Here is a 15343-nt window from a genome sequence, read left to right as displayed (position 1 = left end):
GGTATTTTGGGGCAATTGAATACGAAAATTGAATACAGTGAAATGCGATCGCCTAAAATTGAACTATTGGGCAAACGACCATAATTAATGACCTATGGTAAAGTCTCAACCATATCATGCTCTGCCAACCAGCGCTGAACTGCCTTGTTCGGACGATATGCCAGTGGATAACGAGGATCAAAATTTTATTCCTAATTTACTACTGTTTCTCCTAGAGTCAATTTGGGCAAACAGGAATGACTGGTTTTTTGGGGTAGATATGGGTATTTACCACACAACCGGAGTGAGCCATCTAGTACCAGTAGTTCCCGATGGTTTTTTGAGCTTAGGAGTGCAACGGCGAAAAGCAAATACATCGCGCTCAAGCTATGTAGTTTGGGAAGAAGAAAACATTGTACCTAAGTTGGTTTTGGAAGTAGTTTCCAAAACACCCGGTGATGAATATGATAATAAGCTCAATATCTATGCCAAATTAGGTGTCCTGTACTACATTATCTACAATCCGCAGTACTGGCGACGCGACCAACATCAACCCTTTGAAATGTATAAATTGATTGATGGCGAATATCAACTGCAAATAGGCGAACCCTTTTGGATGGCAGAAATTGGATTGGGAATTGGGCGATCGCGTTACACTTCTGGCACAATTCAACGAGAGGCGTTGTATTGGTATGACGAAACAGGTACTCGTTACCCAACTGCAGAGGAAGTTGCTCAAGCCGAACGTCAACAGCGAGAACTAGCTCAACAACAGGCGCAAGCCGAACGTCAACAAAAAGAACGATTAGCAGCCAAGCTCAGAGAATTGGGAATCGATCCAGATAATATTTGATGAGATTGCGATCGCTCACCAACAAGTCAAAAGTTAAAACTACATCAAAAGTATCTTCTGTGTTTACCGGCTAAAAACTGCTGAAATGTAATATGAGAAAAAGAGTAAATTCTTTTTGCTCTCTCTACTAATAACCCATTCTGAGCTTGAATATACTTGAGAAGTGCTTCGCTATCAATTTCCGCTAAATTCAAATTTCTTTTACTATCAGATAAATTCTGAATATATTCACAAATCTGCTTCTCAATCGCTTCTTGTTTAAAAAAATACTCTCTTCTGTCCCAAGTATTTTGGGCAACTACACTTAATAATTCTTCGATTAGCTGTGTAGAAATTTGCTGATTACTTCCATTTTGTTGAATATAACGCTGCTCATTCCATTGTTTAATTAATATATTCAAGGCTTCTTGATAAATTTCTGATTGTTCAAAATCTGTGACTTCTGTAAAAAATAAGCATAAAAATGTAAGCAATAAAGGATTATTCGCTAACTCTTGCAGAGATTGATTTTCTTGCAGCTTGTGTAAAACATATTCTGCTTTTGTTGATGCTTCTTCCTGAAACCACTTGGTGACAAACTCAGACATCTGCTGCTCATCAAAATCAGCAATTTCTACTTCTGTAAACTGTTCAAAAATATATTTGCGTGCCGCAACTCTACAAGTAATTACAAAGCGATTGGTATAAAATCTGGTTGTAAACCTGTGAATATCTCTTACAACTCGTTCAAAATCTGCATCCTGAATTTCATCTAACCCATCCAATAAAACAAATGCTAAACCCTCTGTTAACAGATTTAGCACTGCGTTAGATATGGTAACCCCGCATTCTTCAAACTGTTCTGTGATGTACTCTAATAAGTTTGGTTGCTCCCTCGCCTCTGCAAAGTCTTTGAGATGAATAAAAATCGGGACGCGATCGCCTCTATACTCGCCTAAGTTACACTGAATGGCTAACCACTTTAAAAATATCGTTTTCCCGCTTCCCGGTTTCCCCAAAATCATCAATTTATCGTGGCTTTCTACGGCTTCTAAGGCTGGTCGGCGCGGTTGTTGTAAACTACCTAAGTTAAAGCAGTTATACTTCCCTGGCTCAAAATTTCGCGATATCTCCGCAATATCTAGCCGCCTGTATGCACTTACCCTCTGCCAAATATTGACTTGAGTGTAGATAGTATCCAACCTTCTTGGTTGTTCCATATCTAGCACCCGCATCACCCCACAACGCCTTTGAATACTGTCGTGGACTTTTTCGCGGAGGATCTGTACCAAACTTTGCATCTGACTAACGCTGGCTGGCTGTTCTACCTCCGGGAAGGATGAGGAGATGATAATTTCCTCCCAATTGAGATTCAGCTTTTCGCAAATTGTCACGAAGATATAGCGATCAACTGGTTTACCTTGAAAAAACTTGGTAACTGGCTGGCGGCTAATTCCCAGTTCTCCGGCTAACCCCTGCTGCGTCAAGGAATTACGAATTAAAGCAGCTTCGGCCTTACTAATTCCCTTAGCCGATGCTTGGAGCGATCGCCTAGTCATTACCTCTATCTCAAATGATTTTGTTAACTATATTACTACTTTTAAGTAAAATCATACATAAGTCATTCATAAGTCATACCTAAATCATGCTCAAGAATGATTGTAAATCATACATGAGAGTGCGAATCTAGAGATCTAGGTATTTGACATCTCTTACATGAAGAAGTGAATATTATGTTATGTGGTCGGCGAAGGAGGGATTATGAGCGGCATTAACGTCACGATTGACGCTCCTACCGGAAAATATGTGAAACAAGCACTAGAGCGCATCGCTAGAGAATTTCAGGATTATCTCAATTCCTTACAACCTGAGGAAATAAAATGTTTAGCTGAACGTTTAACGCCTACTAATATCAAGCCAAAGTATTCTCAAGCTGAAATCAACTTTGCTGCCAAGCTTGGTGCTGATCAAATCAGCAATGAGGAGCATAGTAAATTAGAACTGGCTGCTCTGACGAGAAATTTTAAATGGAGACAAGAACTACTTAAATCTTCATTAACGGCTCCACAAGTAGCCGATTTGTTGAACACGACCCGTCAGACACCACACGATCGCTTAAAAAAGAATAGTCTAATTGCCGTTCAAGATAACGGAGTTTGGAAATTTCCCACCTGGCAATTCGATCCGGAGGGGCCAGATGGAGTAATCGCTGGGCTACCTGATGTTTTAAAGGCTCTCAATGTTCCTGCTTTATCAAAAATTAGTTGGCTAACTAAACCCAACAGTGCTTTAAACGGGCTAACCCCCATCGAAGCTTTGAAGTTTGGGCAGATAGACGATGTAATTTCTGCTGCTAGGACTGTCGGAGTTTTATAGTCATCTTGCAATCAAAAAATGAGCATCAGAATCAATGCGGAGCAGTTGAGACGCTTTGACGTGGAGAATAGACTTCTTGCAGAAGTCGGGAAAAGGTCAAGGGGAAAGGGGGAAAGGTTTGGCATTTTCCCTTTCCCCTTTAACCTTTCTCCTTTTTCCGCACCTTCGCTATCTCTACCTCCGCGTCTGCTTTCTCAGCCTTTAAGTATAAATCTTGCCTAAAAATCATCTGAGTGGCTGACAAAAGTTACAGAGACTACACTTGAATAGATAAAAATGTCCGGAAATACGTAGCCAACTTTTGAATTTTTGTGTAGATGTAGTTTTAATGTACTAGTTTACAAAGGCAGTCAAAATCTGCAACTTCAATTGAAGGCTGTTCTCGCAGTGTCTCCGACAGGAGAAGCATAAAGCATAAAAGATGAAGTAAACCCTAGAAATAAATATGAGGCAACTCAGAACGGCGATAGGTTTGCTTTGATTTTCTTAATGGATAAATCCCAGCGAATCAGAGCAAACTTTTATTGTTGTTTCATCTTTCATCCTTTATACTTCTGCGGTCAAGTATTCCCATTTTGTCAGTTAACCAGATGAGGAGTAATCAAGGTGGTCAAACTCATTGTCCCGCCACCTCGCTTTGGCAGGCCAAAACCAAAATTTCATATTTTAAAAAAGGGCACGGAATTTTTTCGGATTTTTCGCACAGAATTTGGCACGACTGCGCTGACTTTTCGGGAGTGGGGGCCACTTTTTCGCTTCGATCACCATCGCGCTAACTATCCCAGTTTTTCCTACGAGCCATTGGATTACCAACCAGCCAATGACCAGGAACGCGGTATATACTACATTGCCCCAAAACTTTCGAGTTGTCTAGTGGAAGTTTTTGGTGATATTGGTTGTATTGAAATTACTGACCAGCTGATTGCGATTGTGACTGCGACACGAGATTTAAAATTACTCGATTTGCGCGGAAATGGTGCCATGCGCGCTGGTGCAAATGAAGCTACTCTCGCCAAGACAGAAAAGCGTGGTCTTAGCCAAGCTTGGTCACGTTATTTTTATGAGCAGCCAGAAATTTACTCCCAAATTCACGGGTTAATTTATTGCAATGCCCATAATAACGAAGATGCGATCGCTATTTATGAGCGTGCAGAGCATTTCTTCAGTTGTAGTCCAGACAATGTATTGCCGCTAAAACACGAGTTATTACGCGGGCCAATATTAAAAGCGGCAGATGAGAATAATTTAGAAGTAATTCCGTATTGGTAATTAAGGAAGTCAGCGCAAAATATCATTGGGCGGGAAAACTTGCCCTTTACGAAAAGTTATATGTCGCTATCATTAACTCAATGCTTACCAATGACAAAGCGCAAAGTCTGAGCGGAGGTTTCCTCCGCTCAGAACTTTGTAAGAGAGGACAAGTAACAAATGCCACCCCTTGCCAATTATGTTTAATTGCACTGCCCTTTGACATACTCACCGACGTAGAACGTCGGTGATTCTTGACGGCTCACAGCAACTAGCCACCGAAGTGGTCTTACAGTCGCTCCCCGTCCGTTTTAGGTCGTGCCGATGCCCCATGCCGACCTTTTCTATATTTCGGGATGCGTTTTCATCCCTATCCTGCTCAGTACCACAACTCAAGCAAAGTACTGAACGAACAGACAAATCAATCTTGCCCCAACGATACCCACAGCAAGAACAAGTTTGGCTAGTAGGTTCCCATCTACTAATTACTCTGAAATCCCGGTCAAATTTCTCGGACTTAGCCTCACAAAGAGTTCTAAATTCCCGCCACCCTTGCAGACTAATTACCCTAGATAGCCTACGGTTTTTGACCATTCCTGACACGTTTAAATCTTCCAAAAAGATTGTTTGGTTCTCACTAACTATTTTGGTTGATAGTTTATGTAAAAAATCTTTACGGGTATCCGCAATTTGATTGTGTTGTTTCGCAATTCTTATGCGAGTATTGTTTCTCCTTTTTGAGTCCTTTTGTTGTCGCGCTAACTTTCTCTGTAGTTTGCGAATCTTGCGGTCATGTTTTGAGTAGTTAGGGCTTAAAACTTTTTCTCCATTGCTCATTACAGCAAAAGTCTTCACGCCCAAATCAATACCTATGCTTTGGTTTTTGGCAATAGTAATATTGGGTTCGACTTCTACAACAAAGCTAAGAAAATAGCGGTTAGCACAATCCTTGATTACAGTAACCGAACTAGGTTCAGACGGTAATTCTCTCGACCAAATTGGTTTAATTGTCCCAATTTTAGCTATGTAAACCATCCCGTCTTTTATAGAAAACCCTGCTTTAGTAAACTCTGCTGATTGCGAGTTGGTTTTCTTCTTAAATCTAGGAACACCAACCTTTTTGCCCTTTCTCTTACTCTTAAGGGAATTGAAAAAGTTTTTGTAAGCTACATCTAAGTGTCTAAGAGACTGTTGTAATGGTACTGAAGAAACATCAGATAGCCACTTTCTTTCGTCAGTCTTTTTAGACTGGGTAAGCATTGCCGAGAGTTTATTGTATCCTGGCAATTTTTCAGATTGCTTACAGATAGCTAAAGCATCATTCCAGACAACCCGGACACAACCAAACAATGATCGCAAACTCTGTCGCTGTTGGTCTGTTGGATAGAATCTATATTGATACCTAGCTTTCATCTTTATGTTAAAATTGGTCTGTTAAAATATTCTACATTGGTGAGCAGCGCGTTGGGCGGGTTCCCCGACTTGTAGCGACTGCTCACCCGAAGGGTCGCTCAAAGATGACAAGTGGGTTAAGACATGAGAGACATAGCGTTTCAGACCTAAAAATACATTTGGTCTGCGTTTCTAAATATAGAAGAAAGATTTTTACCAATGAAAGTCTTGAACTAATCCACAAATCATTTGTAGAAGTAGCGAAAAAGATGGATTTTCAAATACTTGAGTTTAACGGAGAATCAGACCATATTCACACTGTAATTGAGTTTCCGCCTAAACTTTCAATATCTCAAATTGTTAATGCGTTAAAAGGTGTATCTAGTCGTAGATATGGTCAAGCTGGATTTCCTAAACCCTATGGCAAACAGGCTCTATGGAGTCCTAGTTATTTTGTGTCTTCTGTTGGGGGTGCGCCACTTGAAATCCTTAAGAAATACATCGAGAATCAAGAAAAGCCGTCGTAGGACTACGGGGTTTTAAACCCATTTTTCTGATAAAAATATGAATAGCAAATCAGATAAAGAACCTGGTAACAACCAGATTTCTCGGGAAGCGGTCGATTGGCTGCTAAAGCGAATTATTCACATCCCGAAAAACTGGTTAATTATTAGTAGTATTTTTATTCTCCTCAGCACTTTTCAAGTCAATGGTGGCGAAAAATTAACTTTTAAATTTCAAGTCACAAATACAACAGCTATTTTTTTAGCTCTAACTTGGTTACCTTCTATCCTCAAGATATTTGCATTAACTGGCGGAGCCGTGAAGACACCTGCAGGGGAAATTACTGGCTCTAGCATGATGCCAATGTTACAGTCATTAACTGGAGATACCTTAGGATATTTAATTGAGCAGACCAAGCTAGCAGAAGATGTTGCACCACCTCAACAGCAGCTAGAAATGCGGCAAATCCGTCATGAATGGCAGAAAGCCTACGCATCAACGGTTCCTGTATCAGAAGCCAGGCAACAAATTGAGCGTTTAAGTCAACGTTATAAGGAACTCAGGAGTTCCCTACCATCGGGAGCAAAACGCACATTTGAAATGGAGTCGATTGCAGGACGAATGCGGGCGCTGGCTCCGGAAGTGAATTTTTCTGCCGCAGAAGTAAATAATTTACTCAAATCTAACGACCAAGGTAAGCGCTTGCTAGGACTTTCAATCACTGAATGGTCGGGAGATGCAAATTATTTTTATGCAGTGCTGAGTATTATTAATAACTCAGAAACAGCATTTGAGCAGACTTGTGCATTGCGCGCAGTAGAAAAGATGGTATCCCGTCTCAACGAACAACAGGAACAAGACTTGTTGTCAGCACTGATACATCAACGCAATTTCAATGAAGCCCAAAAGTGCTGGATTAGACCTAACTCTAATCGTTGGGCATTGAGCGATCGCATCTTATCTCTGTTAGAAAAATAGGTATATTAGAATATCTTCCCTCATCAACAAGGGAACAGAAACTAGGGAACAGGATTTCCTATTTTCTGTTCCCTTGTTAATATATGCTCAAATTCAGGTGGAATTCTCCCTAGTAGTACGCCAAGTTGCCTTGGCGGGGAAAAGGGGAAAGGTTTTTGTCCCTTACCCTTTTCCCTTTAACCTTTACCCAACCTCCACCTAACATTTTTGGGTTGGCAGACTACTAGTGGTCTGTCTCATTAATTTTGTTAGGTTGTGGGTGTTCAGATCCCCGACTTCTTCAAGAAGTCGGGGATCTATCAGCCCTCATAACTAATGCGATGAACCACTAGATATACCTTTGAAAGATTGTCTAGTTTCTCGTCTGAGGCTATGAATATCTACCAACAGTCAAAGCCTCGTTGACTTTAACGACAAAATTTGCTTTTCGTCTAGAGCGCAGATCGTTTAAGCTAGCTGAAAGATTCTTTGGATTTATGGGTAAAAGGCGGTAAGAGTGTGCGTAAAAATTTTGGATTAATGTCTCTCCTGGTAGTCTGTAGTTTGTGGGGTATGCCAAAAGCAGCGCAAGCACAGGCTCTACTACCTCATACACTGCAATTAGATGCCAGCAAATTAGAAAAACAAGGTTTGAGCTTGGCACAAGAAGCAGCACAACTGAGTCAGTTTCAACAGTTTGAGTTAGCTTTGCCACGCGCTCGTTTGGCTAGTCAACTAGCTCCGAAAAATGATAAAGTTTGGTTTCTATTAGGTGGTTTGCATCTGCAAAATAAAGAGTTTGACGCGGCACTCGCAGCCTTGAAAAAGGCCCAAACTCTCAATCCCAAAAATGCCGACGTTTTATTTGCAATGGGTTCGGCTAATTTTCAGCAGAAAAAATATCAGTTAGCTGTTGCTAATTACCAAGCTGGTTTGAAGCTAAAACCTCAAGATGCAGACGCTTTGTTTGATTTGGGGAATGCTTATTACATGATGGGTCGCTTACCAGATGCGATCGCCCAATATAATAAAGCCGTCTCCTACGATCAAAAATTCTGGCCAGCAATTAACAACACTGGCTTAATTCAATACGAACAGGGCGATACCCAAAATGCCATCAAACAATGGCAAAAGGCTGTATCTTTAGATAAACAAGCCGCAGAACCCTTACTAGCGCTAGCTGTAGCCCTATATACTAAAGGCGATCGCCAACAAGGTTTAGCAATGGGAGAAGCTGCACTCCGCATTGATCAACGCTATGGTGATTTGGATTTTCTCAAGCAAAATCTTTGGGGTGAACGTCTACTATCTGATACCAAAAAGTTCCTCGAATTACCGAGGATTCAAGCAGCCCTACAGCAGCGGCAAAGCCCATTCAATTCCAGCCAAGAACCGCAATAGAAAAGGACTAATGGGCAATTAGTAATTGGAGCCGCTTTTACCCATTACCTCTTACTACTTGCCTAATGATGCCATTTTATAGTACATATATACTGTTTAATAGCAGGTAGCGCATTCCTGAAAAAGTCACCAATTCTAGAGTACTAGTACATCTATTAACAACAGTTCAACAGCCTGTAATCAGAGTCTTTTGACTGCTGTGTAGTCGTGCTAGTCTTTGGGTAGAAGTGCCAGTATCTGGTCAACAAAAAGTTGATGGTCAACCACAGGCTTAGAAATGTAGCCATCAGCACCGCTTTGTTTCAAAAAGTTTTCGCGATCGCCTTCCATAGCGTGAGCAGTTACCAGAATTACAGGTAAATTTGCTGTTTGCGGATCGGATTTCAACATTTGTGTAATCTTGATACCGTCAACAGATTTGCCCTGGTAAACACTCCGAGACAAAGATACATCCATTAAAATCAGGTCTGCATCTCCAGATTGGGCAATTTGTATTACCTCTTCCACATTTTCTGTATGCTTAACATCTAAGCCACCGCGCTTGGTCAAAATTTTGGAAAAAACGCGAGCATTAATGAGATCGTCTTCTACAATCAGAACAGTTTTCATGAGAACTTAACTTATAGGAATTTGGGGGATGAACATCTGGAAAACAGTTGTCTGCCTCCTTTTTAATCTTCAGTGTGTATCCCTGTCATCAAGGATAATACTACTGCTTCTTATCATTTGACTAACAATATTTAGTTAGAAATTGCTTTTCATCCGTTATGCTGTGGTTGTTGCAGCGTTAGTTTCCAGCGACTTTTGTGTAATTAAATTTCAGGGAAAAAGCTCATGGCAAAACAGTTAAACCTTCTCTCCACGGGACAGGTAATCACAACAGCCCTGCACACAGAGATGCAACGGTCTTACCTAGAATATGCCATGAGCGTAATTGTCGGGAGAGCGTTACCTGATGTGCGTGATGGCTTAAAGCCAGTACATCGCCGGATTTTGTATGCGATGCACGAACTGGGTTTGACACCAGATAGGCCATATCGGAAATGTGCCCGTGTGGTGGGGGATGTGCTTGGTAAATACCATCCCCACGGTGACCAATCAGTTTATGATGCCTTAGTTAGGTTAGTGCAGGATTTTTCCAGCCGCTATCCCTTACTAGCAGGACATGGTAACTTTGGCAGCGTTGACAATGACCCGCCAGCAGCGATGCGTTATACAGAAACCCGCCTCGCAGCCATTGGCCATGAGGGAATGCTGACGGAAATTGGCGATGAAACTGTCGAATTTATCGGCAATTTCGATAATTCTCAACAAGAACCCACAGTATTACCTGCACAGTTACCCTTCCTACTCCTGAATGGCTGCTCTGGAATTGCGGTAGGGATGGCGACAAATATTCCACCACACAATTTAGGGGAAGTAGTTGATGGATTAATCGCCTTAATCGATCAGCCAGATTTATCGGATGAAAAATTATTCGAGTTAATTCCCGGGCCAGATTTTCCCACAGGTGGAGAAATTATTGGTTCAACCGGAATTCGGGAAGCCTACACCACAGGTAAAGGTGGGATTGTGTTGCGGGGTGTAGCGCAATTAGAAGAAATCGCACCCGCAAGGGGAAGCAAAAGGCGAACAGCAATTATCATCACAGAACTACCTTATCAGGTAAATAAAGCCGCCTGGATTGAAAAAGTTGCAGAATTGGTGAATCAAGGACGCTTGCAAGGAATTTCGGATATTCGCGACGAAAGCGATCGCGAAGGTATGCGCGTGGTAATTGAACTCAAACGCGATATTAATCCCCAAGAAATCCTCCAGCATTTGTATCACCAAACTGCCTTACAAACCAATTTTGGGGCGATTCTCTTGGCTTTAGTAGATGGACAACCCCGCCAATTAAGCCTGCGTCAGTTATTACTAGAATTCTTAAGTTTCCGCGAGCAGACACTTTCCCGCCGCTATAGCTACGAGTTGGGGAAAGCGGAAAATCGGTTGCATTTAGTGGAAGGTTTACTCTTAGCTTTATCCAATGTTGATACGGTAATTGAAATTTTGCGCCAAGCACCCGACGGTAGCACCGCAAAAATTACTTTATGTAGCCAACTAAATTTAAGTGAAGTCCAAGCAGATGCAATTTTAGCTATGCCATTGCGTCGCTTAACAAGTTTAGAACAGCAGAATTTACAACAGGAGTTTGAGCAACTCACACAACAAATAAATTTATTACGCATCTTACTGAGCGATCGCAAAGAATTACTCAAGGCGTTAAAAAAAGATTTGCGATCGCTCAAGCGTAAATACAGCGATCCCCGTCGAACTAAGCTAGTCAACTTGAGTGCTGAGGAAATCAAAAAACAAGGAGAAACTCAGAGCAAAAAATCAGGCGATCGCGACTCGGAAAATCTTAAAGTTAGCTCGGAAATTCTTAAATCAGAAGTTCCCGCCGAAGAAGCAATTTTAGAGTTCACTCACCGGGGATATGTCCGCCGCATTGCAGTTAACGGTAAAAAACCAAAAACAGACAATGGTCTGAATGATAACGACTTTATTATCCAAACTCAAACAACTGATACAGATAAAGAGTTGTTGGTACTTACTAGCGGCGCGAAAGTTTACCCAGTTAGAGTAGGCGATATCCCTGCAATTACAGGGCGTTCCCCCAAGGGTACACCACTGATTACCCTGCTCTCTAATACAGCCCAAGGTACTCAAGAAGGGGTAATTAATCGCTTGTTGTTACCAGACAATGTGGAAAACACTCAGATGATTCTCCTCACAAAGCAGGGGCGAATTAAGCGCCTGGCGTTAGAAGAATTGAGCAACCTGACTCGTCGAGTCACAATTTTAAAACTGAAAGACGATGATGAACTGATATATAGCCAATTAATTACTACAGGCAAACATCTGATTGTTGCTAGTTCCAGCGGACGGCTGTTGCGATTCGCTGTTAATGACGAACAACTGCCCATTATGGGACGTGCGGCTATGGGATTACAAGCATTACGGATGTTAAGACAACAGCAGATGGTGGGCTGTGGTGTTGTCAGCGGCCAAGAAGAGTTATTACTAGTGACTCAAGAAGGATACGCTAAACGTCTCACTGCTAATCAGTTAAAAGCTGCTAATCGCGGCGATTTAGGCACGCAAGCCTTGAAATTCACTAACAAAACCGATAACTTAGCCGCAATGCTGGTGGCGATCGCCTCTGGGGAAGTAGCGTTACTCACCAATAAAGAACGGATAGTGCGACTACCTCTAGAAACCGTACCTTTTGCTGATCGAGATAGCAAAGGCCAAAGCGTCCTGCAACTCAACCGCGATGAGAAAATCATCAGTGTTGTGGAAGTGCGTTAGTCAACAAAGCAAAATCTTATTGTGCGATCGCAGGTAGTCAGGACTTTAGTCCTGATTTGTTCGCATTTCTGAGACTATAAATATGAATAAATATTAACATTTCTGAGAATCAGACTAATAGTAAATTGGCAAAAAAATGTGCCAGGTACTTGATAGAGACGTAAAATATAAAGTCTTTATCGATAGTACCTGAATTGTCATAATTTTTTCAAATTGAGCAATTTCTGCAATCCAGGTAGAATAGTTGCAAAACTATTTCAATAAATTATCACTTTATTCGCAGTAAATTCATGAGAATTCAGCCTCTAGCTTGAGGAAAAGCAATTTTTGAACTTTATCTGAGTATAATTACTCTCTCATCTCGCTAGGAGTTCAAACCTGCTTCTACCTCTAAAGATAGAGATTTTAGTCTCTAAATATTAGTCAGTGTTTTCTGCGTCAAGTTTTAGCAATAAAACTACAAACATATCCTTGCAATTATGAAAATCATTGTTATATTAGTTTACATAACCACATAAATCTTTTTATAGTCTCTTTGGAGTACCTACCATGACAAACGCAACCAAAACCCTATCTGCACCTGTAGTAGAAGATCGCAACTCTTGGCGTTGGGGCTTTACCCCCCAAGCAGAAATTTGGAACGGTCGTTTAGCAATGATCGGCTTCTTAGCAGCAGCTTTAATTGAGCTGTTATCTGGGAAAGGCTTTCTGCACTTCTGGGGTATTCTCTAATACCAATCTTTTATTTGCTATCAATCTTAAAATACAAAATTAGGTATAAATAAAAAACCTGGGAATTTATAAATTCCCAGGTTTTTTAATTTTTGTTCCTTGTCCTTGGTCATCAGTCATTTGCTAATAGCTAATGACTAAGAACTCAAGATTAATCACTAACGGATATATTCTTTAAGAACACTGTTGCGATTTGGGTGGCGTAACTTGCGGAGTGCTTTGGCTTCAATTTGACGAATGCGTTCGCGAGTCACATTGAAAATTTGGCCAATTTCCTCTAAGGTTTTCATCCGGCCATCATCCAAACCGTAACGTAATCTGAGAACATCTCTTTCGCGAGGGCTGAGGCTGTCGAGGACTTTTTCTAAATCTTCACGCAGCAGATTTTTAGAAACTTGGTCTTCTGGAGTTTCGCCATCAGATTCAATAAAATCACCTAAGCGAGAATCTTCTTCTTTCCCAATAGGTGTTTCTAAAGAAATAGGCAATTGGGCAGATTTAGCAATAAACCTTAGCTTCTCAATTGTCATTTCCATACGAGTCGCAATTTCTTCTTCAGTTGGTTTGCGACCCATTTCTTGAGAAAGTAGCTTAGTGGTTTTCTTGATGCGGGAGATGGTTTCGTAGAGGTGAACTGGAAGACGAATAGTGCGGGATTGATCGGCGATCGCTCTGGTAATTGCTTGACGAATCCACCATGTAGCGTAGGTAGAAAACTTATAACCTTTTTCATGGTCAAATTTTTCTGCGGCGCGAATCAAGCCTAGGCTACCTTCTTGAATTAAATCTTGGAAGGATAAACCACGATTCATGTATTTCTTAGCAATTGAAACTACAAGGCGGAGGTTAGATTGCACCATCTTATCTTTTGCCCTGCGACCAACATGCAAACGGTAGCGAAATGCTGGCAAGGGTAGTTGTACAGCTTCTGCCCATTCGCTATCGCGAGGATCGCGTTCCAACTGTTCCGAAAGCCTTTCCCGTATTCTTTCTAATTCCAGTAAATCAGCAATTTTACGTGCCAATTCAATTTCTTCATCTGCCCGCAACAGACGAATGCGACCAATTTCTTGCAAGTAAAGGCGAATAGAATCTTCGGTATAGTGCTTTTTCTTGCTTTGTGTCCGACGACGCGATTTAGCGGCTTTTCCAGACTTTGCGTCGTCCTCATCAGACTGAGGCTCTAAAAAATCATCAATGTCGCCATCATCAGTTATCAGCAAGTCCTCTTCATCTTCTATTAAGAGTTCTTCTAACTCGAGCTCAGGCTGATTCATTATTTCTAGGTCAGGCTGATATATGCTTTCGAGTACGTTGTTAGCCTGGTTCATGCCGCGTTCCTCATGCTCCTTGCAGAATCAATTACTCAAGATGTGTGTATTGCTCTTTTATTAAGATATTAAGAGCTAGTTGCCACCGAAAATATTTTTTTGGCCAAGTTGCCTGAGATATTTTCGGAAATTTTAGATCTCCTATTGGAGAGTTTATTACTAAGTGTGGAAATCGCTGTTGTAGCTAACTTACTCACACAAGTAAAGGCTATGCGTAATTATTAGCGCATATTACTTTTAACTAACTTGTCTAAAAAAAGACATGTCTTGATAAAAAAATTTACCACTACAGTTAAATAAACATAACTGTTGATAGATTTTTTCCGTAAAGACTGTTCCGATTGTAGCCTGTTTCACAGAAATTGCACTCTTTTTGTGTGTTAATCTTGTAGTCCTTAAGGCAGGTAAAGCCACTATTATCAAAAACAACTTCCAAACGGTAGTCATGCCCTTAAATCTTTTTTGAAACTTTTTCCAATTGCAGTGGCATTGTCATTAGATTAAGACTTAAGTATCCCTGCCCATGCACGATTCCAAGTACAATGCACAACATTTATTACTTAGAAACAGCGCATTTTATATTAACTCAAGCGAGTAGCTTTAGCGCACGTATTTTTACATTTCCTTCATAAAGCAGTAAATCCGTGAAGCTAAGGCGGAAATTCCCGCTAGGTAGATACAGCTAATATGCTGGTGTTTGTCTGTAGGGAATCTTTATTTTGTGTGCTAATTACCTAAACTGAGGAGTTGAGGTAATGACAGAACCAACCTGATGTTTCAAATGAAATTGAAATAAAGTTGGTCTTATTCACACGTTAGCGCACTCCGAAGATTTCAGCCCTATGAAACTTGACAAACTTTTCCTATTGTATACAACGATATTTTAATCAATTCATAAAGGATTTGACATTACTGATGAACATTAATTTTCCTACTGAAACTAAATAGTTTAAAGAAGGGGTTATACACCTACTTGGAAAACCGCTTAAGTAAAATATTTGTAATTTTTAATACTCATTACTACAGTAGTTTAGAAGTTCTCTTGTTAACCAGGAATATTGCAGCTGCTGAACAAATCCCTTAGCGGATATGAAATAGCGCTTTGCTATTCAAGGATAGCAAATACATTTCTGAGTGGGGCAAAATTTACTGATACTCAATAAAGCAAGACATTTGTACCTTCCTTATTTGAAATATTGATGAAGTTAACAAACTTGCCAATGCTTAACTACTGAGA

12 protein-coding genes are annotated in these 15343 nt (G+C 40.8%); 8 read left to right on the top strand and 4 right to left on the bottom strand.

Features of this window, described 5'->3' with window-relative positions:
- Positions 1–94 precede the first annotated feature (94 nt).
- Positions 95–832 carry a Uma2 family endonuclease gene (locus HGR01_RS00160; RefSeq protein ID WP_045867752.1) on the top strand — a complete coding sequence of 246 codons (738 nt, stop codon included), beginning with the start codon at positions 95–97 and terminating at the stop codon, positions 830–832.
- Positions 833–876: 44 nt separating this feature from the next.
- Here the strand turns inward: HGR01_RS00160 and HGR01_RS00155 are convergent, their stop codons facing one another.
- Positions 877–2370, bottom strand: coding sequence for an NACHT domain-containing protein (locus HGR01_RS00155; protein WP_045867751.1), 1494 nt, complete (start codon positions 2368–2370; stop codon positions 877–879).
- A gap of 202 nt (positions 2371–2572) precedes the next feature.
- Here HGR01_RS00155 and HGR01_RS00150 point away from each other — a divergent pair, with 202 nt between their 5' ends.
- Together HGR01_RS00150 and HGR01_RS00145 are read left to right on the top strand one after the other, a co-directional pair.
- On the top strand, positions 2573–3187 hold the full coding sequence (locus tag HGR01_RS00150) for a hypothetical protein (protein WP_045867750.1): 615 nt from the start codon (positions 2573–2575) through the stop codon (positions 3185–3187).
- Between the two features lie 606 nt (positions 3188–3793).
- A complete protein-coding gene (locus tag HGR01_RS00145) occupies positions 3794–4456 on the top strand; it encodes an RES family NAD+ phosphorylase (RefSeq protein ID WP_045867749.1) in 663 nt (220 codons plus the stop codon).
- A gap of 207 nt (positions 4457–4663) precedes the next feature.
- Here HGR01_RS00145 and HGR01_RS00140 read toward each other — a convergent pair whose 3' ends face one another.
- The gene (locus tag HGR01_RS00140; protein WP_045867748.1) at positions 4664–5848 is read right to left on the bottom strand and encodes an RNA-guided endonuclease InsQ/TnpB family protein; all 1185 of its coding nucleotides are present in this window, start codon (positions 5846–5848) and stop codon (positions 4664–4666) included.
- Positions 5849–5952: 104 nt separating this feature from the next.
- On the opposite strand from HGR01_RS00140, the gene tnpA reads away from it, so the two are divergent.
- The 3 genes from tnpA (at position 5953) to HGR01_RS00125 (ending at position 8689) form a co-directional block, all read left to right on the top strand.
- Positions 5953–6354 carry an IS200/IS605 family transposase gene (gene tnpA / locus HGR01_RS00135; protein WP_045867747.1) on the top strand — a complete coding sequence of 134 codons (402 nt, stop codon included), beginning with the start codon at positions 5953–5955 and terminating at the stop codon, positions 6352–6354.
- Positions 6355–6391: 37 nt separating this feature from the next.
- A complete protein-coding gene (locus HGR01_RS00130) occupies positions 6392–7309 on the top strand; it encodes a hypothetical protein (RefSeq protein ID WP_045867746.1) in 918 nt (305 codons plus the stop codon).
- Between the two features lie 519 nt (positions 7310–7828).
- Positions 7829–8689 (top strand): tetratricopeptide repeat protein, encoded by an 861-nt coding sequence (locus HGR01_RS00125; RefSeq protein WP_228045496.1) that lies wholly within the window; start codon positions 7829–7831, stop codon positions 8687–8689.
- A gap of 210 nt (positions 8690–8899) precedes the next feature.
- On the opposite strand, the gene HGR01_RS00120 is transcribed toward HGR01_RS00125, so the two are convergent.
- Entirely contained in the window at positions 8900–9298 is a 399-nt protein-coding gene (locus HGR01_RS00120; protein WP_045867745.1) for a response regulator, read from the bottom strand.
- Between the two features lie 225 nt (positions 9299–9523).
- Between HGR01_RS00120 and gyrA the strand changes: the two genes are divergently transcribed.
- On the top strand, positions 9524–12043 hold the full coding sequence (gyrA, locus tag HGR01_RS00115) for a DNA topoisomerase (ATP-hydrolyzing) subunit A (RefSeq protein ID WP_045867744.1): 2520 nt from the start codon (positions 9524–9526) through the stop codon (positions 12041–12043).
- A gap of 549 nt (positions 12044–12592) precedes the next feature.
- Complete coding sequence (locus HGR01_RS00110; protein WP_045867743.1) at positions 12593–12775, top strand: chlorophyll a/b-binding protein; 183 nt, start codon at positions 12593–12595, stop codon at positions 12773–12775.
- A gap of 158 nt (positions 12776–12933) precedes the next feature.
- Here the strand turns inward: HGR01_RS00110 and rpoD are convergent, their stop codons facing one another.
- Entirely contained in the window at positions 12934–14106 is a 1173-nt protein-coding gene (gene rpoD / locus HGR01_RS00105) for an RNA polymerase sigma factor RpoD (RefSeq protein WP_045867742.1), read from the bottom strand.
- Positions 14107–15343: the final 1237 nt, after the last annotated feature.

The organism is Tolypothrix sp. PCC 7712, from assembly GCF_025860405.1.
GTDB classification, from domain to species: domain Bacteria; phylum Cyanobacteriota; class Cyanobacteriia; order Cyanobacteriales; family Nostocaceae; genus Aulosira; species Aulosira diplosiphon.
This window is presented reverse-complemented; position numbering and strand designations above follow the sequence as displayed.